The sequence below is a fragment of the Nocardiopsis oceani genome (assembly GCF_054777395.1).
On the sequence record NZ_BAAHAR010000014.1, the window covers coordinates 116533 to 139781 of the forward strand.

The following is a 23249-nucleotide window of genomic DNA, read 5'->3' on the forward strand; positions in this document are numbered from 1 at the left end:
AGAATAAACCCATCACAACAAGGACACCATGACCGAAATCAGCGGACCCAATACCGTTGCAGCCCTGGGGAGTTGAATCAGATCGGGTGAGGAATTTCCCATGGCGCTTTCCCTTGTCACGAGTGCGAGGACGGCGATGTGGGTGTCATGCCGGAGCGCGTCCGCCGTCCAGCCCTGCCCGACGGTCACCGCGGCAGTGGTTCGGTGAGTACGTGTTTCCAGCGGCGGGCTCGGTCTGTGATGTCGTTGGTGAGCTGTTGGTGGAATCGGCTCAGCGCGTGGAGACGGGCACCGGCCGGTGTCGTGAGGCCGAGGAGACCGGCTCCTTGGCGAGCGGTGTCGGCGAGCCGGTAGTTTCGCTGGGCACTGGCCAGCATGGCCTGGAACCAAGCATCGGGGTCAACGACAAAGCGTTCGGCACGGCGCCGGGGGAGGCGTTCGCGCCGGATCATCCCCTGACCCTCGAGGAACCCGACGGCCTTGGAGACGGACGCCGAGCTGACCCGCAGGTGCTGCCGGAGCCCCGCCGCGGTCCCGGATCCGTCATCGGTCGTGTGCAGGGCCGCGAGCACCATCGCGGGCATACGCGGCAGTCCGGTGCCGACGAGGGTCGTGGCCAGCTGCCGCTCGAAAGCGCGTACGGTTTCCATACCGTGGCGGCGCCAACCCGATCCGGCTTCCGTGGCGGGTTTGCGTTGGCGCAAGCGCCGTTTCGTGGCTTGGTGGGCCAGACCGGGGTCGTAGCCGGCGGGACCCCCGTTGCGGGTGATTTCGCGGCTGATGGTGGAAGTCGGCCGGGCCAGTCTGCGGGCGATCTCGGCGTAGCCGAGCCCGTCGGCCAGTCCCAAGGCGATGACTCGACGGTCTCGGCTGGTGAGTCGTGTACCGGGCATTGCGGCGCTCCTCATCGTTGCAATAAGACTCCAGCAGATGCAACGATTCCACCTGATTGACGTGCAGAATAGTAGCCCACCGGAGGAAATTGACCTTTGATGGAACCGGTAATGCACTCCTAGGCTTCGATCGTTCCCAACCATCGAATCCGCCCCAGGGGGTCGGCATGACGCTTCAGCGCAAACTCGAACGCATCGTCGCCGAAGAAGGCGTTCTGGGCATCATCGCCGAAGTCCGTACCGGCGACGGAGACACGTGGTTCGGCGCCGCGGGAGTAGCCAGTACCGAGACCGGGAAACCTCGCCTCCGCGAGGAGCATTTCCGAATCGGCAGCGCCACCAAGACATTCGTCGCCACCGTTGCGCTGCAACTCGCCGCGGAGGGACGGCTGAGCCTGGACGATGTGCCGGAGAAATGGCTCCCCGGCCTGATCCGGGGCAAAGGCAACGACGGCGGTGCGATCACTGTCCGGCAACTGCTCGCCCATACCAACGGCCTGTTCAACTACACGCTGGACCCCGAACTGCTGGCCGACGAAACCGGCCCGGCGTTCCTGAAGCACCGCTACGACCACTACCCGCCCGAGGACCTCGTCAGAGCCGCCGTGTCCCATCCGCCCGAGTTCGCACCGGGAACGCTCTGGCGGTACAACAACACCGGATACGTCCTCGCCGGGATGATCATCGAACGGATCACCGGACGGCCGTTCGACGAGGAGCTCCAGCAGCGCATCGCCCGGCCACACAACCTGAAGGACACGTATCTGCCGGGTGACGAGGTCACTGTTCGCAAGCCGCACGCGCGCCACTACACGACCGCTCTGCTCACTGAACCGGACAGCCCTGTCTACGACGGCACCGAGCTGCACCCGTCCAAGTCATGGACCGCCGGTGGCATGATCTCATCGCTCAGCGACCTCAATCGCTTCTTCGGTCTACTGTTCGGCGGTCGGCTCCTCCCGCCCGAACTGCAACGGGAACTGCTGACGACGACCTCCACCGAGGGCTCCGGCTGGCTCCCCAACACCCGCTACGGCCTCGGCGTCTACTTCGAAACCCTGCCCAGCGGCGTCAGCGTATGGGGCAACGGCGGCGCGATCGCCGGTTCGTGGACCCTCACGCTGGGCACCATGGACGGCCGCCACCGCCTGGCGGCCAACTTCAACAGCGACTGGGGCGATCTGCCCGGCATCTTCACCCGGCTCGCGGAAACCGAGTTCGGCAGGTAGACGGTCGCCCGTCGTCACTGCCACCGTGCGACGCCACCGTGTCAGGGCCTGCCCACGGTGCTCTCCCTCGTCACCAGTGCGAATCCGGGCTGCAGCCTCCTCGGTTCGACGGCCTTGTCGTCCCCGGCGGCCAACCTTTCCAGGAGGGCATCGGTCGCCGCCCGGGCGATGGCCCTTTTGTGCGGGGCGATGGTGGTGAGGGTGGTGGCGCAGTAGCGGCCGTCCTCGATGTCGTCGAAGCCGACGACCGCGACGTCGTCGGGGATGCGCAGGCCGCGTTCGGTGAGGGTGCGCATGGCGCCGATGGCGACGAGGTCGTTGTAGCAGAACACCGCGTCTGGGCGGACGCCTGAGTCGAGGAGGCGGGCCATGGCCTGGGCGCCGTCCTCGCGGGTGTAGCCGTCGGTGACGGCGACGAACTCCTCGCTGGTGGGGCGTCCGTTCTCGGTCATGACCTCGCGCCACCCCTGCAGGCGCAGGTGGGCGGTCTGGCGGGCCCGGCCGTGGCGGGCGCCGAGGAAGGCGACGCGCTCACGGCCCAGCTCCACGAGGTGGGCGGCTGCTGTGCGGGCGGCGGCGACGTTGTCTATGGCGATGTGGTCGTAGGGGGCTTCGTACTCCCGCTCCCCCAGCAAAACCAAGGGGGCGTCGCTGCCTCGGGCGAGGAGGTCCTCGTTCTCGAGTTCGATGGGGCTGAGGATGAGCCCGTCGATCACTCGGGCGCGGAAGCCTTGGGCGAAGAGGACCTCTTGGTCCCGGCGGCCGCCGGTGTGGTCGAGCAGGACGATGTAGTCGAGGCCGCCGGCGTACTCGATGACGGCGTCGGCGAGCTCGGCGAAGTACGGGTTGCCGAGTTCGGGCAGGGCGAGGGCGATCATCCCGGTCCGGCCCTTGCGCAGGTGTCGCGCGGTGAGATTCGGACGGTATCCGAGCTCGTCGATGACCCGCTGGACACGCTGGCGGGTTTCGGGGGTGACGTGCCGGTAGCCGTTGACGACGTTCGACACCGTCTTGACCGACACCCCCGCCCGCTGTGCGACGTCCTTGAGGCTGATGACCACTCGTTCCTCCTCCCTGGGCCGCCGGATCATGCCCAGGGCCGCCGTGCTTTCCATCGTTATACAGCACGAGAGTGCCGTCTGCCCAGCGGTACTGACAAGCTAGCTCGGCCTACAGGCCAGCACCCCCACATCAGCCGGAGGTGAACACGTTTCCCTTGGGAGTCTGGACGGGGTCGGGGGTTCGTACTGTCACCCGCCTTGCCAAGTTTTCCCACGTTGTAAAAGCGGTTCGATCTACTTGAGGCAAGGCGTCCCGCACGTCTGCGACGCGGAGAAACCCCATGCGACTCGGCCCGGAGCGGCCACGGCGTGGACGGGTCGGCGCGCCGCCCGAGCCCGAGGCCCCGGCCTAAGGACTGCCTTTCCCTTCGGCCAGGAGGGAGAGGTCGTCCTTGGTGACCACCCCGAACTGGAGCGCCTTGTCGACGAGTAGCTGTGATCGCCAGTCCCTCCCCTGGCGGACCTCTTCGGGTTCGATCTGGAACTTGGTCTTGAGCAGGTAGTCGACGTGGGCGTTGACGGCCGACTTCTTCAGGCCCACCCGGTCGGCCACCTGCTGCTGGGTCGGGTCGACCGCGGAGCCGGAGACTGCGGCCCCGTGGCGGGCGGCGCGGAGGCGGGGCTCGCAGAAGGCGACCAGCACCCGGTAGTAGGTGTGCCACCGGTCGATCCGGAAGCTGGCGGCGTCGGTGTGCTCGCTTTCGGGGTCGCCCGGGTCGGTGCCCGGAACCGTCTGGTCGATGCCGGGGATGATGACGCCGTTGCAGGCAGCGGGGGCCATCACCAGGAAGCTGTGCTCACCTTCGGAGCCGGGGATAAGCACACGGGAGGTCTCGAAGGGCACCAGCATGCCGTAGGTGCTCGGCGGGACCTGGAGGAACCCGGCGAGGCGCTCGGTGTTCTCCACGATGTAGGACTTGCTCTTGCTGCGGTTGCTGATCCGCCAGTGGTCGCCGTACGACACGATGTCCCCGGCCAGCCTGGACACGGCCCGGTCCCCGACGGCCACCCGCACGTCCACGTCGCGGTTCTGGCCACCGCGGCCGAAGATCCGGGACTGGCCCGGTTCCAGGTGGTGCGTTTCCATGGGGGTGTCGCTCTCGTAGTCCTGTTGGACCGTGACGACCTGGTCGGGCTCTTCGGACGGAAGGAAATACGCGCACATGCGACGTCTCCAGGGGGACGAGGAGGAACCCTCGGGGGGACTGGGGCTGCCCTCGCAGGATACTTCGTGGCCCCCGGTTGGACAGGGGTCCGGGCAGAACGCAGCCCCGCACGGGCCGCGGTTCCCAGCCGGGGCACGGTTTCCCGTGCTGGGGGCGAGGCGCTCCTGTCACCGCGCTCCCGGCCGCTCTAGGTTGGGGCGGAGGGGGCCGCCAGGACCCCCGGGGAAGCAAGGGAGAGGCCCATGAGTCTGGACGCGACACCGGTCGGTCTCGGAACCTACGGGGTGTGGCTACCGCAGCACGACGTCAACGAGGACGTCGCCGCGGAGATCGAACGCCTGGGGTTCGGGACGCTGTGGATCGGCGGCTCCCCCACGGCCGACCTGGAGCCGGTGGCCACGGCGCTCGCGGCGACGTCGCGGCTCGCGGTCGCCACCGGGATCGTCAACATCTGGACGGCACCCGCGGCGGAGGTCGCCGACGCCTACCGCCGCCTGGAGTCGGCCTACCCCGGCCGGTTCCTGCTGGGGGTCGGGGCCGGGCACCGCGAGGTCGACGGCGCCGGGGCGGTCCGACCTATGGCGGGGATGCGCGCGTACCTGGACGTCCTGGATGACGAGGGCGTACCGGTGAACCGGAGGGTTCTGGCGGCGCTGGGCCCGAAGGTGCTCCGGCTGAGCGCCGAACGCGCCGCGGGCGCCCACCCGTACCTGGTCAACCCGGCCCACACCCGGACGGCGCGCGGGGTGCTGGGAGACGGTCCGCTACTGGCCCCCGAGCACAAACTGGTCCTGGGCGAAGACGCGGAACGGACCCGGAGGGCGGCCCGGCAGGGGATGTCGTTCTACCTGGACATCCGCAACTACCGGGCCAACCTGGAGCGGCTGGGCTTCACCGCGTCCGACTTCGCCGACGGCGGCAGCGACGCGCTGATCGACGCCGTGGTGGCGCAGGGCAGCCCGCCGAACGTGGCCGCCGCGCTGCGCGCGCACCTGGACGCGGGCGCGGACCACGTCGTGGCCCAGCCCCTCCCGGGAGAGTGCGGTCAGCTCGGCAGCCTCGCGCGGCTGGCCCCCGAGCTCAACAGCTGACTTGGCCTCCCAGCGGGTCAGTCCTGGTAAAGGGCCTCCAGTTCCTTCGCGTAGCGGTCCACGACCACGCGGCGGCGGAGTTTGAGCGACGGGGTGAGCTCACCCGTGTCCGGCCCCCACTCCCCCGTGAGGAGCCGGTGGCGCTTGACCTGCTCGGCGCGGTTGAGGCGGCCGTTGGCCGCGGTCAGCGCGCGTTCGATCTCGGCCACGACCTCGGGGTGGTCGGCCAGGGCGTCCCCCTCGGCGTCGATCCCTTGGGAACGCGCCCAGACCGGGGCCATCTCGGGGTCGAGGACGACCAGCGCCACCAGGTAGGGGCGGTCGTCGCCGTGTGCGATGGCCTGCCCGACGAGCGGGTGCTCCTTGAGGGTGTTCTCCACCAGGGCGGGCGACACGTTCTTGCCGCCCGACGTCACGATGATCTCCTTCTTGCGGTCGGTGATCCACAGGAAGCCGTCCTCGTCGACCCGGCCCACATCGCCTGTGGCGAACCAGCCGCCGTCGTCCACGGCCGCGTCCGTCGAGCCGTCCGGCTGAAGGTAGCCCTGGAACATCGAGGGGCCGCGCAGGAACACCTCGCCGTCCTCGGCCACCCGCATCTGGACGCCGTCGACGGGCCGTCCCACCGATCCGAGCCGGAACCGGCCCTCGGCGGGGTTGTTCAGGGTGGCCACGCCCACGGACTCGGTGAGCCCCCACACGTCCATGATCTCGATCCCGAGCGAGGCCCAGAAGCGCAGCACTTCCATGGGCATGGGCGCCGAGGCGCTGGAGGGCAGGACGACCCGGTCCAAGCCGAGCTTGGCGAGCAGCGGCTCGAGGACGGCGGCCCGGACGCCCTGGTAGCGCTCCGCCAGTTCGGCGGGGACCTCCTCCCCGCGTTCGCGGTACGCGGCGTACTCACTGGCCACCCCCCGTGCGTCGTCGACGGCGGTGCCGATCTCCTCGGGCAGGGCGGCGAGCGAGGCGCGCACGGCCGTGGCGAGCTTCTCCCAGACACGCGGCACCCCGACGAAGTGCGGCGGACGGACCTCGGGCAGGACTCCGGCCAGGGCGGTGGGGTCGGCGCACATCCACACGTGCGAGGCGCGGAACAGCGGCAGGTAGAGGGAGAGCAGCCGTTCGGCGATGTGGGCCAGCGGGAGGTAGCAGACGTGGCTGGGGTGGTCGGGCAGGTCCACGGCCGCGTCGAGGGAGGTGGCCTGTGCGAGGACCTGCCGGTGGGTGATCGCGACGCCCTTGGGGTCTCCGGTGGTGCCGGAGGTGTAGACGACGGTGACGAGGTGGTCGGGGGTGAGGTCGTGCCACCGGTCGAAGGCTGCGGTGGGTGCGGCGCCGGTCAGGCTCTGGTCGGTCAGCGCGGCGTAGGGGGTGTGGCCGCGCTCGGGTTCGGGTGCGTCGACGACGACGAGTTGGTCGAGGGGTGTTTCGGGCTCTGTCAGCAGCTTCTCCCAGTGGGCGGCCACGGCGGCGTCCTCCACGACGGCGAGACGCGCACGGCAGTGCCGGGAGATGTAGGTGATCTGTTCGGGGGCGGCGGTGGAGTAGACGGTGGTGGGCACGGCGCCGATGTGGACCATGGCCATGTCGGAGAGCAGGTGTTCGGGCCGGTTTCCCATCATCAGCAGGACGTGGTCGCCGGGCCGCACGCCCAAGGCTGCGTAGCCCTCGGCGAGCTCGGCGACCCGGTCGCGGGTCTCGGCCCAGGTGAGGGTGGTCCAGTCGGTGGCCCCGGGTTCACGCCAGGAGAGGGCGGGGTGATCGGGGTAGTTGCGCGCGTTGTGCAGGAGGAGTTCGGGAAGGGTGCGGTTCGTGGGGTCGTCCGCGGTGCCGGGAACGGAGGTCATGTGTACTCCTGGGCAGCTTCCTCAGTGTGACTTAGGACACAGCGGAGCCTAGCATTTTCCGTTTTCTGCGAATATCAGTCCGCTTTGTGATTCGCCGGGAAAAACCCTCCTACCCTTGCCGACACGCCCGGGATCAATTCCTCGGAACGGTCACGCCAGCCACGCGCGCCCCACGATTTCCTTCATGATCTCGGTGGTGCCCCCGTAGATGGTCTGCACGCGGCCGTCGACGAAGGCCCGGGCCACCGGGTACTCGCGCATGTAGCCGTAGCCGCCGTGCAGCTGGAGGCACCGGTCGGCCACGCGCTTCTGGAGTTCGGTGGCCTGCCACTTGGCGATGGAGGCGTGCGCCGTGTCCAGTTCGCCCCGCACGTGGGCTCGGATGCACTGGTCCACGAAGCTGCGCACGAGCGCGCACTCGGCGGCCATCTCCGCGATCTCGAAACGCACGTGCTGGAGCTTGGCGAGCGGTCGGCCGAAGGCCTCCCGGTCCTTCACGTACTCGGTGGTCAGGTCCACCAGGCGCTCGGCGCCCCGAGCGCAGCTGACCGCGATCGCCAGGCGTTCCTGGGGCAGGTGGGACATGAGGTGGCCGAAACCCCCGTCCAGGTCGCCGAGGAGGTTCTCCCTTGGCACGCGCACGCCCTCGAAGAAGAGTTCGGCGGTGTCCTGGGCGTGCTGGCCGATCTTGTCGAGGTTGCGGCCGCGCTCGAAGCCGGGCATGCCGCGCTCGACGGCCAGGAGGCTGAGCCCGTCGGCGCCGCCCTCCCTACCGGTGCGGGCGACCACGATGACCAGGTCGGCGAGGTGGCCGTTGGAGATGAAGGTCTTGGCGCCGTCGAGCAGGAAGTGGTCACCCTGGTCCTCGGCGCGGGTCCGGATGCCCTGCAGGTCGGAACCGGTACCGGGTTCGGTCATGGCGACGGCGGTGATGAGCTCGCCGGAGCAGAACCCGGGCAGCCACCGGTCCTTCTGCTCCTTGGTGGCCAGGTCGGTGAGGTAGGGGCCGACGACGTCGTTGTGCAGGCTCAGGGCCAGGCCGGTGGAGCCGGCCTCGGCGAACTCCTCGGCCAGGACCGCGCTGTAGCGGAAGTCGGGCTCTCCCCCGCCGCCGTACTCCTCGGGGACCGCCATGCCGAGGAGCCCTTGGTGCCCCGCGGCCAGCCAGGCGCCGCGGTCCACGACCCCGGCCTCCTCCCAGCGCTCCCGGTGGGGTAGGACCTCGCGTTCCAGGAAGACCCGCACGGTCTCCCGAAACGCTTCGTGTTCGGCGTCGTAGACGTCCCGTCTCATCCAGAGCCTCCCCTGAGGAATGCGCGCTTTCTGCGGGTGAATTCGGGGAATAAATGCAGCATCGTCCCTTTTCCCCGGGCGGGCACCCGACGTTTTCCGACCCTACGCCGCGACCACCCCGCACGGGAGGCCCGCAGCCTGGACAGTTCGGAAACCTGGATGCTACTCATGGGTAACACCGACGGGTAACCGGCGGTAACACCCCACTGGCCGACCCCCAAGGAGCCATCCCCATGTCCGACTTCTCCCTCCAGCTCTCCGACGACCTCCTGGCTGTCCAGGAGTGGTGCCACGGCTTCGCCAAGGACGTCATCCGCCCCGCCGCCGCCGAGTGGGACGAGCGCGAGGAGACCCCCTGGCCGGTCATCGAGGAGGCCGCCAAGATCGGGCTCTACTCCCTGGACTTCCTCGCCACCCAGTCGTTCGAGGAGTCGGGGATCGGCATCCCGGTCGCCCTCGAGGAGCTCTTCTGGGGCGACCCGGGCATCGCCCTGTCCATCATGGGCACCGGCCTGGCCGCCGCCTCGCTGAGCGCGACCGGCACCCCCGAGCAGGTCGGCGAGTGGGCGCCGCAGATGTTCGGCACCCCCGGTGACATCAAGCTGGCCGCGTTCTGCGCTTCCGAGCCCAACGCCGGCTCCGACGTGTCCGCGATCAAGACCCGCGCCGTCTACGACCAGGCCAAGGACGAGTGGGTGCTCAACGGCGTCAAGACCTGGGCCACCAACGGCGGCATCGCCGACGTCCACGTGGTGGTGGCCAGCGTGCACCCCGACCTCGGCTCCCGCGGACAGGCCTCCTTCATCGTCCCGCCGAACACCCCCGGCCTCTCCCAGGGCCAGAAGTTCAGCAAGCACGGCATCCGCGCCTCGCACACCGCCGAGGTCGTCCTGGACGACGTCCGCGTCCCCGGCTCCTGCCTCCTCGGCGGCAAGGAGAAGTTCGACGCCCGGATCGCCCGCGCCCGCGAGGGCAAGCGCTCCAAGGGCCAGGCCGCCATGAAGACCTTCGAGGCCACCCGGCCCACCGTGGGCGCGATGGCGGTGGGCACCGCCCGCGCCGCCTACGAGTACGCCCGCGACTACTCCGTCCAGCGCGAGCAGTTCGGCAAGCCGATCGGCGACAACCAGGGCGTGGCCTTCCAGCTGGCCGACATGGCCACCCGCATCGACGCCGCCCGCCTGCTGGTGTGGCGCGCCGCCTGGATGGCCCGCAACGACAAGGAGTTCGCCAACGCCGAGGGGTCGATGAGCAAGCTCTACGCCTCGGAGACCGCCACCTTCGTCACCCAGAACGCCCTGCGCATCCTGGGCGGCAACGGCTACACCCGCGAGTACCCCGTGGAGCGCTGGCACCGCGACGCCACCATCTACACGATCTTCGAGGGCGCCAGCGAGATCCAGAAGCTCATCATCGGCCGCAGCATCACCGGCCTGCCCATCCGCTGACCCGGCCGAGCACGGGTGAACCCCCAGGTGAGCGGGTAGGCGCGGAACAAGGAGGTGAGGCCGGTGTTCGAACTGCCCACCGTCGGCCCGCTGCTCGCCGTCGCCATACCCATCGTGATCATCTTCCTGGTGCTGGGCGTCTTCAGGATCGTCCAGCGCCAGGCGGAGGACGCCGTCCGTTCACCCGAGTACTGGGAAGAGGAACCCGACGGCAGGAAGTACCCGACCGGCTGGGGGCCGGAGGAGCCCGATCAAGCGACCCCCGACAGGACCGCGGACGCCTCCCCGGAGACGGCAGTTGAGGAGGGGGACCCGGAGGCCGGCCCCGAACCGGAACGTTAGGCGTTCAGACGGCGCGGGCGACGGTAACGATCTCGCGGCTCGCGTCGGTCAGCGGCCCCCGGTGCCAGTCCCCATAGCGTTCGGCCACCTCGAAGCCGGCTCCGGCCAGGAACTGGTCCATACCCGGCGCGTCCAGAAAACGCAGGACGGCGCGGTCCACCCTGAGCGGCTCACCGTCACGGGTGGCGGTGGTCTCGGTGAAGGCGACCACCCCCTCCGCCACCGACTCCACCCGGTGTTCGCAGCGCAGCTCCCGTCCTGCGTGGTCCACGACCTCGGCGGCGTTCTCCGGGGTCCAGCGCTCCCAGCCGCGGGCGGCCGGGTTTCGCGTACCGAACACGAACCGCCCGCCGACCCGCAGAGCGGCACGGATCGCGGCGAGGGAGTCCCGGAGCTCCGCGTCGGTCAGGAACACCTGGAAGGCGTTGCTCGCCATGAGGGCCAGGTCGAATTCGCCCTTCCCGGCGATGTCCACGGCCCTGCCCTCGACCCACTCCACGTCCGTCCGGGCGCGCGCCCGCCGCAGCGCGGCGGCATCGGGGTCGATCCCGCACAGCCTCCCCGTGTGCCCCTCCCGCCTCGCCCGGTGAAGCAGCATCCCGGTCCCGCACCCCACATCCAGCACCGCCTCAGCGGCCATGACGTGGGCCAGGTAGTAGTCGTCGGAGGGCGCCCAGGAGTTGAGCACGTCGTAGAGGGCAGCGGCGTCGTCGTCCGAGTACATACCGCGCAGTGTCTCCGCGCCGCCGCCGTCCCGCAACGGATTTTCGCCCCGGTCAGGCGCCCGGCTGGGGGCCGTGCCGGTCAGGCGCCCGACTCGGGGCACGGCCAGATCTCCTCCGCGAGCGCTTCGAGCGACCGGTACCGGGCGAAGGGCACGTCCGCCTCGGCGAACAGGTCGAACTCGTGCATCAGCACCACCTGCATGGCGTGCGTGCGCAACCACGCGTCGATGCGCCATCCGTACCCGTCGAGGAAGCTCCGCAACAGCTCAGGATCGGCGCCGAAGGTGCTCATGTGCAGCGGAGCGAGTTCGTAGAACGGGTCCGTGACCATCGCGTCGCCCCAGTCGATGACCCCCGTCAGGCTGTCTCGATCGACGAAGACGTGATCCTCGGTGAGGTCGCCGTGCACGAGGCACACCGGCGCCGGGCGGTAGCCGGCTAGATAGCCGGGGACCTCCCCGACCAGGTGCGGTGGCAGCGTCCCCCATTCCCGGTGGCGTTCGGCGGCGCCGGCCCCGCTCCCGACGAGCCAGTCGTCCCGCACCCGGAGGCCTTCCGGGACACGGCACCGGTGCACGTCCCGGATCCGTGTGCCCAGTTCGGCCGCGACGGTATGGCGCACATCGCGGGGCAGGTCGGCGTCGCGCCACGCCTGCCCGCTGAGCCGCTCGGAGATCAGGAACGGCCAGGGCTCGCGCTCGCCGGGAAACAGGTCACCGCTGGCCACGACACCCGGTGCAAGGTCCACACCTCCCTCTTGGAGGGCCAGGTGAGCGGCGGATTCCGCTTCCACCGACCGACGCCAGTCACCGAAGTGACCGAAGAGCTTCACGGCCCAGCGCCGACCGACGAGGGTCGGATAGGTGCCCTCGAACCCGCTGGCCAGGTACGGGTCGCTCAGTCCACTCCGGGACAGCGCCTCCTGCGCGTACGGAAGCCAGAAATCCGTGTCGCCAAGGCGCTCGGCGTAGGCGCGGGCGCTGTCGAACAGGGGCCGGTCGAGCATGCCGACAGCTTAGGGTCCGGACCACGCCACCCCCCGTGCTCACTGGTCCATTAAGCGACCCCTTATGTCGTCGTTGACCCTCTCGACCCGCCGTTGTGTAATGCCTCACACGCACTGGCTAGGAGGCGTACATGCAGGTCCCAGCACCGTTCGAGTACGAACGAGCGACCAGCGTCGACCACGCGATCGGTCTGTTGGACCGCTTGGGTGAGTCCGCGCGGCTGGTCGCGGGCGGCCACAGTCTGCTGCCGATGATGAAACTCCGGCTCACCGACCTCGAGTACCTGATCGACATCAACGAGCTCCACGGGGAGCTCGGATACGTGCGTGTCGACGCGGACGGGGTGCGGATCGGGGCCATGACGCGGCACCGGGAACTCCTGGAGTCCGAGGAGCTCGCGGAGGTCTTCCCCGTCTTCCGTGACGCCGAGCGGGTGATCGCCGACCCCATCGTGCGCAACCGCGGCACCCTGGGCGGCTCGCTCTGCCAGGCCGACCCCTCGGAAGACCTGTCGGCCGTGTGCGGTGCCCTCGGTGCCGTGTGCGTGATCCGCGGCCCTGAGGGTGACCGGTTGGTCCCGATGGACGAATTCCACCGCGGCCCCTACGAGACCGCGGTCGGCCCTGGAGAGATGCTCGTCGAGGTCCGCTTCCCCGTGAAGCCCGGGGGCTCGAGCGCCTTCGAGAAGGTCGAGCGGCGCGCGGGCGACTGGGCCGTGGCCTCCGCCGCCGCAGCGGTGTGGCTGGACGGCGGCACCGTCGCCGACGCCCGGGTCGGACTGGCCGCAGTGGGTCCCGGCACCGTCCGGGTCGACGGCATCGCCGACGTCCTGCGCGGTGAGCGCCCCACGGAGGAGCTGTACACGAGGGCGGGCGAGATCGCCGCCGAGAGCTGCGACCCCAGCACCGACACCCGAGGGAGCGCCGAGTACAAGCGCCACCTCGCCAAGGAACTCACCCGACGGACGCTGCGCCGCGCCGTCGCCCGAACCGGGAAGGCCTGACCATGCGCGTGACCATGACCGTCAACGGCGAAGAGGTCACCAAGGAGATCGAGAGCCGTCTCCTCCTGGTGCACTTCATCCGGGACCACCTGGGCCTCACCGGCACCCACTGGGGGTGCGACACCAGCAACTGCGGTACGTGCGTGCTGTGGATGGACCGCGAACCCGTCAAGTCCTGCACCGTGCTCGCCGCGATGGCCGACGGCAAGGAGGTCCGCACCGTCGAAGGCCTGGCTGAGAACGGCGCACTCGACCCCGTGCAGCAGGGCTTCATGGAGTGCCACGGCCTCCAGTGCGGCTTCTGCACCCCCGGGATGATGATGACCGCCCGAGCCCTGCTGGACCGCAACCCCGACCCCTCCGAGGACGAGGTGCGCGAGGCCATCACCGGGCAGATCTGCCGCTGTACCGGCTACTCCACCATCGTGCGTTCGGTGCGCTGGGCGGCCGAGCAGGAGGCCGCTGCGCGGGCGGTCCAGACGCCACCGGAACCCCGTGTCGCCCCTGACCAGGCGCCGGAGCAGGCGAAGGAGGAAGTCCAGTGACCGCGGTGAACGAGGACAAGCCCGTCGGCCACGGCCGGATGCTCCGCAAGGAGGACCCCCGGTTCGTGCGCGGGCGCGGCAAGTACGTGGACGACGTCCAGCTGACCGGGATGCTGCACCTGGCGATCCTGCGCGCCCCGATGGCGCACGCCCGGATCGTCTCCATCGACACCAGCGCCGCCGAGGCGCACCCGAAGGTCAAGGCCGTGGTGACCGGCGCCGCGCTGGACGAGCAGGGCCTGGCGTGGATGCCGACCATGTCCGGCGACGTCCAGGCGGTCCTGGCCACCGACAAGGTGCGCTTCCAGGGCCAGGAGGTCGCGTTCGTGGTGGCCGAGGACCACTACTCGGCACGTGACGCCTTGGAGCTCATCGACGTCGAGTACGACATGCTCGACCCTGTCGCGGACGCCCGTACCGCCCTGGCCGCGGACGCCCCAGTGATCCGCGACGACCTGGAGGGCAAGGCCGACAACCACATCTTCGACTGGGAGACCGGGGACGAGGCGGCGACGGAGGCGGTGTTCGCCAAGGCGGACGTGGTGGTCAGCGAGGACATCGTCTACCCGCGTGTGCACCCGGCGCCCTTGGAGACCTGCGGCTCGGTCGCCGACTTCGACCCGGTCGAGGGCCGCCTGACCCTGTGGTCGACCACCCAGGCGCCGCACGCCCACCGCACCCTCTACGCGATGGTCGCAGGCCTGCCCGAGCACAAGATCCGGGTGATCTCCCCCGACATCGGCGGCGGCTTCGGCAACAAGGTGCCCATCTACCCCGGCTACGTGTGCTCGATCGTGGCCTCGCTGGTCACCGGGAAGCCCGTCAAGTGGATGGAGGACCGCTCGGAGAACCTCATCAGCACCGGGTTCGCCCGCGACTACGTGATGCGCGGCGAGATCGCCGCCACCAAGGACGGCCGCATCCTGGGCATCCGCACCAACGTGCTCGCCGACCACGGCGCGTTCAACGCCCAGGCTGCGCCCAGCAAGTACCCGGCGGGGTTCTTCGGGGTCTTCACCGGCAGCTACGACATCGAGGCGGCCTACGCCAAGATGAACGCCGTCTACACCAACAAGGCCCCTGGCGGGGTGGCCTACGCGTGCTCCTTCCGGATCACCGAGGCCGTGTACCTGGTCGAGCGGATCGTGGACTGCCTGGCCTACGAGCTGGAGGTGGACCCGGTCGAGCTGCGCATGCGCAACCTCCTCCGGCCCGAACAGTTCCCGTACACCAGCAAGACCGGGTGGGTGTACGACTCGGGCGACTACCGGCCCACCATGCAGGAGGCCCTGCGCATCTCCGGTTACGAGGAGCTCCGCAAGGAGCAGGCGGAGAAGCGTGCCCGCGGTGAGCTGATGGGCATCGGCGTCTCGTTCTTCACCGAGGCGGTCGGCGCAGGCCCGCGCAAGAACATGGACATCCTGGGCCTGGGGATGGCGGACGGCTGTGAGCTGCGCATCCACCCCACCGGGAAAGCGGTCGTGCGGCTGTCGGTACAGACCCAAGGGCAGGGGCACGAGACGACCTTCGCGCAGATCGTGGCGGAGGAGATCGGCATCGCGCCGGACGACATCGACGTCGTGCACGGCGACACCGACAACACCCCCTTCGGACTGGGCACCTACGGCAGCCGGTCCACGCCGGTGTCGGGCGCGGCCGCCGCCATGGTGGCGCGCAAGGTGCGCGACAAGGCGCGGATCATCGCCTCGGGGATGCTGGAGGTGTCGGTCGCCGACCTGGAGTGGACCAAGGGGGCCTACTCGGTCGTGGGCGACCCGGAGCGGTCGGTGACCATCCAGGAGATCGCCCTGCGCGCCCACGGGGCGGGCGACCTGCCCGAAGGCATCGAGGGCGGCCTGGAGGCACAGGTCTGCTACAACCCGGAGAACCTCACCTACCCGCACGGGGCCTACATCTGCGTGGTGGACGTGGACCCGGGCACGGCGCAGGTGAAGGTGCGCCGGTTCGTGGCGGTGGACGACTGCGGCACCCGGATCAACCCGATGATCATCGAGGGGCAGGTTCACGGAGGCCTGGCGGACGGGGTCGGGATGGCGCTCATGGAGATGATCTCGTTCGACGAGGACGGCAACTGCCTGGACGGCTCGCTCATGGACTACCTGTTGCCCACGGCGCTGGAGGTCCCCGACTGGGAGACTGGGCACACGGTGACCCCGTCCCCGCACCACCCGATCGGCGCCAAGGGTGTGGGCGAGTCGGCCACGGTCGGCTCTCCCCCGGCCGTGGTGAACGCGGTCGTGGACGCACTGAAGCCGTACGGGATCCGCCACGCCGACATGCCGCTCACGCCCTCCCGGGTGTGGGACGCCATGCGCGGCCAGGCCACACCGTCGTTCTGAGCTGGTCAGCGCCGGCCGGGCACAGCATCAGCCGGACGCAGTAGGCAACGCAGAAACAGAGAAGGGGTGGACCCATGGTGGCCACCGTTGACCTGTCGGACCGCAGCCGCGAGCTGCTCGCCGACAAGGTGCCGTTCGTCGAGGCGACCGTGGTGCGGGCACAGGTACCGTCGTCCGCCCGGCCGGGGGACACCGCGATCGTCCTCTCCGACGGGTCCATCGAGGGCTTCGTCGGGGGCCAGTGCGCCCAGGGCTCGGTGCGCGAGGTTGCGCTGGAGGCGATCCGCAACGGCGACAGCGTACTGCTCCGGGTGCTCCCTGGCGCGGGCGAAGACTTCCCTGAAGCGCCGGGGGCGCACGTGGTGGTCAATCCGTGCCTGTCCGGGGGCGCGCTGGAGATCTTCCTCCAGCCGCGCCTGCCGGACCCGGTGCTCGGGGTGGTGGGCGAGTCACCGATCATCGAGGCCCTGGGCGAGCTGGCTCCGCCGCTCGGGATCGTCGTGGAGCCCGGCGCCGGTCCGAAGGTGGTGGAGGGTGCGACCGCCGTGATCGTGGCCAGCCACGGCGGCGACGAGGCCTCGGTGATCCGCGCCGCCCTGGACGCCGGTGTGGGTTTCGTGGGGCTGGTCGCCTCTCGGCGGCGCGGCGCCGCGGTCCTGGACGCCATGGAGCTGAGCCACTGCGAACGGGGACGGGTACACACCCCGGTCGGGTTGGACATCGGGGCGCGTACGGCCCCGGAGATCGCGCTGTCGATCCTGGCGGAGGTCACCCAAGCGATCAGGCAGGAGGGCCTCACCGCCCCCTCCGCACCGTCTGTCCCGGCCTCTTCGTCTGTCCCGGACACCGCGGCCGCCGCGGCGCACGCACCGCCCGGGTCCCGGACCGGGTCCCCGTCGCCGGGGACCGCGGTGGACCCGGTCTGCGGCATGGCAGTGACCGTGGGGCCCACGACCCCGCACCTGGAGATCGACGGGCGCGATATCTGGTTCTGTGCTCCCGGCTGCCGCGACCACTACCGGGCCGAGGGGTAGCGGGTGCTGGACTCCGAGGAGGTTCGGCGGCGGCTGGACGCCCGGGACTACCTGGTGGACGAGGGCACGGCCACCGCGCTGTACCTGGCGCTGGCTCTGGGCCGCCCGCTACTGCTGGAGGGCGAGCCGGGCGTGGGCAAGACGGCGGCGGCCAAAGCGCTGGCCGACGTCCTGGCGGCGCCGCTGATCCGGTTGCAGTGCTACGAAGGGCTGACCGCGGGCGAGTCCCTGTACGAATGGAACCACCAGCGCCAACTACTGGCGATCCGGGTGGCGGAGTCGCGGGGCGAGCGGCTCGTGGACGGCGACCTGTTCACCGAGGAGTTCCTCCTGGACCGGCCGATCCTCCGGGCGGTCCGGCAGGAGGGGCACGTGCCGCCCGTGCTGCTGATCGACGAGGTCGACCGGGCCGACGACGAGTTCGAAGCGCTGCTGCTGGAGTTCCTGGGAGAGGCTTCGGTAACCGTCCCCGAGCTGGGCACCTTCACGGCCAAGCGGCCGCCGCTGGTGGTGCTCACCTCCAACCGCAGCCGCGACCTGCACGACGCGCTGCGCCGCCGCTGCCTCTACCACTGGATCGCCTTCCCCGCAGCGGAGCGGGCCGCCGAGATCCTGCGCCGCCGCGTCCCGGAGGCGGGTGAGGCGCTGGTGGGTTCGGCAACGGAGTTCGTGGGCCGGGTGCGGGACCTGGAGATGGACAAGGCCCCCGGGATGGCCGAAACCATCGATTGGGTTGCGGCGCTGGGTGCCCTGGGCGTGACCGAACTAGTCCGCGACGACATCGTGCGGACCCTGTCCGCGCTGACCAAGACACCCGACGACCACGACACCGTGGTCTCGGCACTGACCGACCTCGGCTATGGCCCGCCGGGGTCTGAGCACTCCCCAGGGGCCCGAGCGGAGTCATCGTGAGAATCGACAACGAGTTCACCGTGGACGCACCCGTGGACCGGGTGTGGGAACTGTTCACCGACGTCGAGGCGATCGCCCCGTGTATGCCGGGGGCGCAGCTCACCGGGGTGGAGGGCGACGTCTATTCGGGGAAGGTGAAGGTCAAGGTGGGTCCGGTCGTGGCCGCCTACGACGGCACCGCGCAGTTCACCGAACAGGACGCCGCGGAGCGGCGCGCGGTCATCCAGGCCTCGGGCAAGGCCAGCCGGGGCGCGGGCAACGCGTCAGCGTCCGTGACGCTCCAGCTCCGGGAGGAGGACGGCGGCACGGCGGTCTCCGTGGGCACCGACCTGAAGATCACCGGCAAGCTCGCCCAGCTGGGCGGCGGGATGATCAAGGACGTGTCCGAGCGGCTGTTGGGGCAGTTCGTGGAGTGCTTGGAGGGCAAACTCGCCGCCGCGCCCGCCGAGGCCGCGCCCGCCGAGGTGGGGACCGAATCCGGCACCATGGAAGCTGATACCGAGCGGGGGACGGCTGAAATGGCGCACAGCAGGAACGGGCAGGGCGAAGAGCCCAAGGACGGCGGAACCCACATGGCCGGCGGGGGCCACATGACGGGCGGCGGGCACATGGCCGGTGGCGACCACATGGCCGGTGGCGACCACATGGCGGGTAGCGGTCGGCTGAACAGCCAGCCGGACCGGGGGACGGACGGACCGGACGGTACCGGAGGCGAAGGCTCCGAGAGCGGCGAGAACACCGACAGCGCGCCGTCCGGGCAACCCGCCGCCCGCCGGGAGATCCACGGTGCGGAGGCCGAGCCGTTGGACCTGGGCAAGGCCTCCCGTGGCGCCGTCCTCCAGCGGCTGTGGCCGATGCTGGCAGTAGTGGTCGTCGTGGCGGGGATACTGATCGGCTATGCCGTCTTCGGCTGACCGGCCGGGGGCCGAGGCGTCCGGAGGCCCGGTCGGGAGAACGTGCGAGGGCTCGCACGGGTCCTCTCCGCTGCCCGCGGTGGACCGGGCGGCCTTCACCGTCGCCTTCACCGAACGGCTGCGCGCCCACGGTGTCCGGGTCGACCTGGACTCCGCGAGCACCCTCGCCCGTGCACTGGCCGTCGAACCGCCGGACTCGCTCGACCGCCTGTACTGGACCGCGCGGGTGTGCCTGGTACGGCGCCACGGTGACCTCGCCCCCTTCGACTCCGTGTTCGCCGCCGTGTTCGGGGGCTCCGTACCGGGCGACGAGGGCACGTCGTCGCTGCCCCGCCTCCGGGCCAGGTCGGACGCCGCACCCGAACCGGGGAACGGACCCGAGCAGGAGGGTTCGGCCGGTGCCGGACTGCCGTGGGTGACCCTTGCGCCGGACGTCGGCGGCCCGGAGGAGCAGGACCCGCCGAACTCCCTCCCCGAGCTGGCTCCCAGCGCCGTCGAGGCCCTCGCGGACGAACCCTTCGAGCAGCTCTCCGAAACCGAGGTCGCCCGGCTCGGGGCGTGGCTGGCGGAGCTGCGGCCCCGGCTGCCGCGGCGCCGCGGGCGGCGTCAGCGGCCAGGACGCTCCCGGGGGAAGGTGGCAGTGCGGGCTACTCTGGCACGCGCCCGGCGTACCGGATGGGAGCCGGTGGAGCTGGTCCGGAGCCGCCCCGTGCCACGGCCCCGCCGGGTGGTGGTGCTGTGCGACGTGAGCGGTTCGATGCGGGCCCAGGCCGCCGCCTACGTCCATCTCATGCGCGCCTTCGCGGTGGCGGTGGACACTGAGGCGTTCGCGTTCGGCACCCGGCTGACCCGGCTGACCCCGCTCCTGCGCGACGGAACCGCAGAGGGCGCCGTCGCCCGTGCCACCGGTGCCGTGGACGACCGGTTCGGCGGAACCCGCATCGCGGCGAGCTTGCGGGAGTTGCTCGCCTCCCGGCACGGGGCCTCGCTGCGCGGCGCAGTGGTGGTCGTGGCCTCGGACGGCTGGGACAGCGACCCGCCCGAGGCGATGGCCGCGGCGATGGCGCGCCTGCGGCGACGCGCCCACCGAGTGGTCTGGGCCAACCCGAGAGCGGCGGCGCCCGGGTTCGAGCCGTCGACGGGTGGGATGTCGACGGCCCTGCCCTACTGCGACGCCCTGTTGCCCGCACACACCTTCGAGGCGTTGCGTGGCGTGGTCGAAGCAGTGGCCGCCCAGACCACGTGGAGGGCAGCCAAGATGGGCAAGCGGGCCCGGTGGGGGTAAGCGGGCCCGGTGGGGGTAAGCGGGCCCAGTTGGGGGTGGACGAGCCTCATGGTGGTGGGCGAGCCTCATGGGTGGGGGTGCCTGGGGGTCGGTGATGAGTCGGGGTTCCTGGAGACAGTTCCATTTCGAGGTGCTTCGTCGGTGCAGGACGCCTGTTGGGTGCGGGTTTCCCCTTTTCCTGCCGCTTGATGGTGGCCGTCTCCGCTGCGCGCCTCAAGGTCGTCGCCATCGAGCGCTTCGCGCGTCAACGGCGCTCCACCTTGACCCGCTTCGCTGCGACGGCGGGTTGGCGGCTATCAGGAAACGGGGGACGTGTGGTCGGGGAGGCGGCGGGCCCTTCGGGCCCGGAGGGCCCAACGGCACAAGCACGGCCTGGCGGCCGTCAACCGCCACTCCGCCGGAGCGGTGACGGGTCGGGTGTCGCGGCCGGTCATTCTCTGCTGCGAACTGCCCCGGCCTTCGGCCGGTGGGCCACTCCGCCGGCGCTGAACGGCTGGCGGTGTCGCGGCTGGTCATGGTGTGTGGCGAACCTCGGCCGGCGGGTGGGGGCTGGTGCCTGGGGGCCGGGAGGGTCGGGGTCGGGGCGGGTTCTGGCCATGCGGGGGTAGAGACCCGGCGCAGGCGGGTGGGAGCTCTTGATGGGGGTGGCCGGTTACGGGTGCGGGGGTGGGACTGGGTCCCCATCCGGGTCCGAGCCCTGGTTTCCGGTGCGGCCTCGGTTGCGGCCCGACCACATCCGGCGGTCCTGGCGCACCGCCCACCGGTGCTTGATCTGGTTATGGGTCGCGCACAGCGGCTGGATGTTGGCGGCGCTGGTGGTGCCGCCCTGCCAGAACTCCACGATGTGATCAGCCTGGGTCCAGGGCAACGGTACGTCGCACCCGTACTGCCAGGCGCAGCTGGTGTGGCCGTGGAAGGCGGCCGCCCGGATCTTGGGCGGGGCCAACCGGCAGGAGCGGCCCACGTCCAGGACCTGGCCGTTCTTCTGCTCCACCACCAGGCGGCGGATCCAGCTCTGGCCGAGGAGTTCACGCACCACCGAGATGGGCACGACCTGTCCGGTCTCCGTGGTGGCCGGACCAGCGTCCTCGGCTTCCTCGTCCCCGGCCAGGGACGTGGCGGGCACGGTGATGTTGATCAACGCCGTGGCCGTAGTCGGGGTGTCGCACCCCTGGTGGGACTGGGCGAACCCCAGGGCGGCCATGAGGGCGTCGTAGGTGCGCTCATACTTGGACAGCCCGTCCTCAGGGTGGAAAGGCACCTGGTAGTTGTCCAAGGCCACCTGGATCCGCAGGGCATCGGCGGGCGAGCCCCACATCTGGAGGAGGAAAGTTTTGTCGAAGGTGGTGACCAGTTGGGCGCCCCGGGCGGCGTGGGCGGCCGCGTGGTCCTTTTCCACCTTGTTGGGGTTGAGTCGCATGCACAGCTGGTGGGCGAAGTGGGTGATCTGGCCCACCGACATGTTCGGGCGCGATTCCTTGAAGTCCAGGATTCCGCATTCCATTTTCGCGCGGAACAGATCCGGGTCGGGGTGGTCGCCCTTCTGCCTTTTCTCCACCCCGGCCTCGGCGCCCTTGATCACCGCAGCGGCCTCACCCACCGACAGGGTCCCTTCGGCCAGTGCTTCCCGGGTGGGGGTCATGTCTTGGCGGAATTCGGCGCGCCCGATCAGGGCCAGGTCGTTGGCCTGGGCGGCCGCGATCCCGAAGGCGTGGCGCAGCCACGCCTCCAGGTTCCTCTGTCCGCCCTGTTCCAACAGCTGCCCGGTGGCTTCGAGTTGGGCCAGCCGTGCGGCCATGGAGACTTTGATCTGGTCGAGGTGTTCCCACACGCGGGTGGCCTGGTCCAGCACCTCGCCCGCTGCTCCCGGGGGCACGTCGCGGTTAAAGAACGCTGTGGTCTCGTCCCGAGCAGCGACCACCGCGGTATCCACCGGGGTGTGCCCGGTGGGGGTGGGTGCTTCGGGAGAGATCGTCATTCTTCTATTGTAAGCGAAAGGGTCGAACAAAGGAAGTCTTATCGCTGGTTCGTGCTGAATTCATGACTTTCGTCAGGGGTGCCCCCTGACTTTCTTCGGGCTCCCAGTTCAGGCCACCTGGGGTGGTATTTATGACCACCTGGAATTCCAGGTCGCTCATAGGGGATGATCTTGCCCCTGTCTCCACTCTCGACGGCCGAGGGTGGAGCTGGGGGCAAGATCATCGGGGAAAGGCACCCGAAAGGGGTTCGCCGCGCGCATTGACCGGCCGCGACACCGCCAACCGTTCAGCGCCGGCGGAGTGGCGCACCCGGCCGCCAGGCCGAGGGGTTCGCCGCGCGCATTGACCGGCCGCGACACCCGACCCGTCAACACTCCGGCGGAGTGGCCGTTGACGGCCGCCAGGCCGTGCTTGTGCCGTTGGGTCCTCCGGGCCCGAAGGGCCCATCGCCTCCCCGACCACACCTCCCCGCCGAGTAGCCGGGGGGAATCTCACCCCCCGGCCCTCACAGATCCGTACGTGACAGTCTCCCGTCATACGGCTCTTATCACCCTGATCACCAGGAACGAGGAGCGTGCACCGTCCACTCCCACTGCGCGAAATAACGAGGCTTCCTTCTCACACCCTCATCCCACACACGCTGAGCTTTCTTCGCACCCCCCAACCGCTCATACTTATTACGCATCCAACGCATCAAGTAGGCATTGATACGCTTCAGAAGAGGAAACAACTCCCACTTATTGAAAGCCCCGCAATAGCTCATCCACCCCCGCACGATCGGATTGATCTTCCGCGCGAGATCTTCCGAACTATGCCCAGTCCGATGCTGCAGCCTCCAGGACCGCACCTGAGCACTCATCCTCTTCAGAGCCTGTTTACTGACCGCGGGCGAAAACGACAGGAAGAGACTCCCATCCCACCGCATCGACGCCCTCTGACGAAACGTGAACCCCAAGAACGTGAACTCGACATCGGGGCAATCCCCCGTACGGTCCTCGTCCTTGCAGTACACCACCTTCGTCTTATCCGGATGCAGCTCCAGCCCGACCTCGCCCATCCTGCCCTTGATCGCCTGGAGAACATGGCGGGCCTGTTGCTCACTGGCACAGTGCACC

The 23249-nt window shown here is 69.9% G+C and carries 20 protein-coding genes; 11 read left to right on the forward strand and 9 right to left on the reverse strand.

What is annotated here, in order from left to right:
* Window positions 1-185: 185 nt before the first annotated feature.
* Entirely contained in the window at window positions 186-893 is a 708-nt protein-coding gene (locus tag ACYVDG_RS10420; protein WP_460748861.1) for a helix-turn-helix domain-containing protein, read from the reverse strand.
* 167 nt (window positions 894-1060) lie between these two features.
* On the opposite strand from ACYVDG_RS10420, the gene ACYVDG_RS10425 reads away from it, so the two are divergent.
* The gene (locus ACYVDG_RS10425) at window positions 1061-2122 is read left to right on the forward strand and encodes a serine hydrolase domain-containing protein (protein WP_460748864.1); all 1062 of its coding nucleotides are present in this window, start codon (window positions 1061-1063) and stop codon (window positions 2120-2122) included.
* A 41-nt stretch (window positions 2123-2163) separates the two neighbouring features.
* Here ACYVDG_RS10425 and ACYVDG_RS10430 read toward each other — a convergent pair whose 3' ends face one another.
* Entirely contained in the window at window positions 2164-3237 is a 1074-nt protein-coding gene (locus ACYVDG_RS10430; protein ID WP_460748866.1) for a LacI family DNA-binding transcriptional regulator, read from the reverse strand.
* A gap of 295 nt (window positions 3238-3532) precedes the next feature.
* A complete protein-coding gene (locus ACYVDG_RS10435) occupies window positions 3533-4348 on the reverse strand; it encodes a winged helix-turn-helix domain-containing protein (RefSeq protein ID WP_460748869.1) in 816 nt (271 codons plus the stop codon).
* Between the two features lie 243 nt (window positions 4349-4591).
* Between ACYVDG_RS10435 and ACYVDG_RS10440 the strand changes: the two genes are divergently transcribed.
* A complete protein-coding gene (locus ACYVDG_RS10440; protein WP_460748871.1) occupies window positions 4592-5440 on the forward strand; it encodes an LLM class F420-dependent oxidoreductase in 849 nt (282 codons plus the stop codon).
* Window positions 5441-5457: 17 nt separating this feature from the next.
* Here ACYVDG_RS10440 and ACYVDG_RS10445 read toward each other — a convergent pair whose 3' ends face one another.
* Window positions 5458-7287, reverse strand: a complete 1830-nt coding sequence (locus tag ACYVDG_RS10445) for an AMP-dependent synthetase/ligase (protein WP_460748874.1) — start codon at window positions 7285-7287, stop codon at window positions 5458-5460.
* 150 nt (window positions 7288-7437) lie between these two features.
* The gene (locus ACYVDG_RS10450; RefSeq protein WP_460748877.1) at window positions 7438-8580 is read right to left on the reverse strand and encodes an acyl-CoA dehydrogenase family protein; all 1143 of its coding nucleotides are present in this window, start codon (window positions 8578-8580) and stop codon (window positions 7438-7440) included.
* A 233-nt stretch (window positions 8581-8813) separates the two neighbouring features.
* Here ACYVDG_RS10450 and ACYVDG_RS10455 point away from each other — a divergent pair, with 233 nt between their 5' ends.
* Together ACYVDG_RS10455 and ACYVDG_RS10460 are read left to right on the forward strand one after the other, a co-directional pair.
* The gene (locus ACYVDG_RS10455) at window positions 8814-10028 is read left to right on the forward strand and encodes an acyl-CoA dehydrogenase family protein (protein ID WP_460748880.1); all 1215 of its coding nucleotides are present in this window, start codon (window positions 8814-8816) and stop codon (window positions 10026-10028) included.
* 63 nt (window positions 10029-10091) lie between these two features.
* Complete coding sequence (locus ACYVDG_RS10460; RefSeq protein ID WP_460748882.1) at window positions 10092-10370, forward strand: hypothetical protein; 279 nt, start codon at window positions 10092-10094, stop codon at window positions 10368-10370.
* Between the two features lie 4 nt (window positions 10371-10374).
* On the opposite strand, the gene ACYVDG_RS10465 is transcribed toward ACYVDG_RS10460, so the two are convergent.
* Window positions 10375-11094 carry a class I SAM-dependent methyltransferase gene (locus tag ACYVDG_RS10465; RefSeq protein WP_460748929.1) on the reverse strand — a complete coding sequence of 240 codons (720 nt, stop codon included), beginning with the start codon at window positions 11092-11094 and terminating at the stop codon, window positions 10375-10377.
* A gap of 80 nt (window positions 11095-11174) precedes the next feature.
* Window positions 11175-12101: a phosphotransferase family protein gene (locus tag ACYVDG_RS10470; RefSeq protein ID WP_460748886.1), complete on the reverse strand. Its 927-nt coding sequence runs from the start codon at window positions 12099-12101 to the stop codon at window positions 11175-11177.
* Window positions 12102-12232: 131 nt separating this feature from the next.
* Between ACYVDG_RS10470 and ACYVDG_RS10475 the strand changes: the two genes are divergently transcribed.
* The 7 genes from ACYVDG_RS10475 to ACYVDG_RS10505 all read left to right on the forward strand — a co-directional run bounded on the left by ACYVDG_RS10475 (window position 12233) and on the right by ACYVDG_RS10505 (window position 20155).
* A complete protein-coding gene (locus ACYVDG_RS10475; protein ID WP_460748889.1) occupies window positions 12233-13105 on the forward strand; it encodes an FAD binding domain-containing protein in 873 nt (290 codons plus the stop codon).
* Between the two features lie 2 nt (window positions 13106-13107).
* A complete protein-coding gene (locus ACYVDG_RS10480) occupies window positions 13108-13650 on the forward strand; it encodes a (2Fe-2S)-binding protein (protein ID WP_460748892.1) in 543 nt (180 codons plus the stop codon).
* On the forward strand, window positions 13647-16010 hold the full coding sequence (locus tag ACYVDG_RS10485) for an aerobic carbon-monoxide dehydrogenase large subunit (RefSeq protein WP_460748895.1): 2364 nt from the start codon (window positions 13647-13649) through the stop codon (window positions 16008-16010). Before ACYVDG_RS10480 ends, ACYVDG_RS10485 begins: the two co-directional genes overlap by 4 nt.
* Before the next feature lie 74 nt (window positions 16011-16084).
* Complete coding sequence (locus tag ACYVDG_RS10490) at window positions 16085-17044, forward strand: XdhC family protein (RefSeq protein ID WP_460748898.1); 960 nt, start codon at window positions 16085-16087, stop codon at window positions 17042-17044.
* 3 nt (window positions 17045-17047) lie between these two features.
* On the forward strand, window positions 17048-17956 hold the full coding sequence (locus ACYVDG_RS10495; protein WP_460748901.1) for an AAA family ATPase: 909 nt from the start codon (window positions 17048-17050) through the stop codon (window positions 17954-17956).
* Window positions 17953-18870: an SRPBCC family protein gene (locus ACYVDG_RS10500; protein WP_460748903.1), complete on the forward strand. Its 918-nt coding sequence runs from the start codon at window positions 17953-17955 to the stop codon at window positions 18868-18870. The genes ACYVDG_RS10495 and ACYVDG_RS10500 overlap by 4 nt, the downstream gene beginning before the upstream one ends.
* Complete coding sequence (locus ACYVDG_RS10505; RefSeq protein WP_460748906.1) at window positions 18854-20155, forward strand: vWA domain-containing protein; 1302 nt, start codon at window positions 18854-18856, stop codon at window positions 20153-20155. The genes ACYVDG_RS10500 and ACYVDG_RS10505 overlap by 17 nt, the downstream gene beginning before the upstream one ends.
* 652 nt (window positions 20156-20807) lie before the next feature.
* Here the strand turns inward: ACYVDG_RS10505 and ACYVDG_RS10510 are convergent.
* Together ACYVDG_RS10510 and ACYVDG_RS10515 are read right to left on the reverse strand one after the other, a co-directional pair.
* Window positions 20808-22133 carry an HNH endonuclease signature motif containing protein gene (locus tag ACYVDG_RS10510; protein ID WP_460748909.1) on the reverse strand — a complete coding sequence of 442 codons (1326 nt, stop codon included), beginning with the start codon at window positions 22131-22133 and terminating at the stop codon, window positions 20808-20810.
* A 557-nt stretch (window positions 22134-22690) separates the two neighbouring features.
* The coding region (locus ACYVDG_RS10515) for a group II intron maturase-specific domain-containing protein (protein ID WP_460748911.1) at window positions 22691-23249 on the reverse strand (559 nt) is incomplete at its 5' end.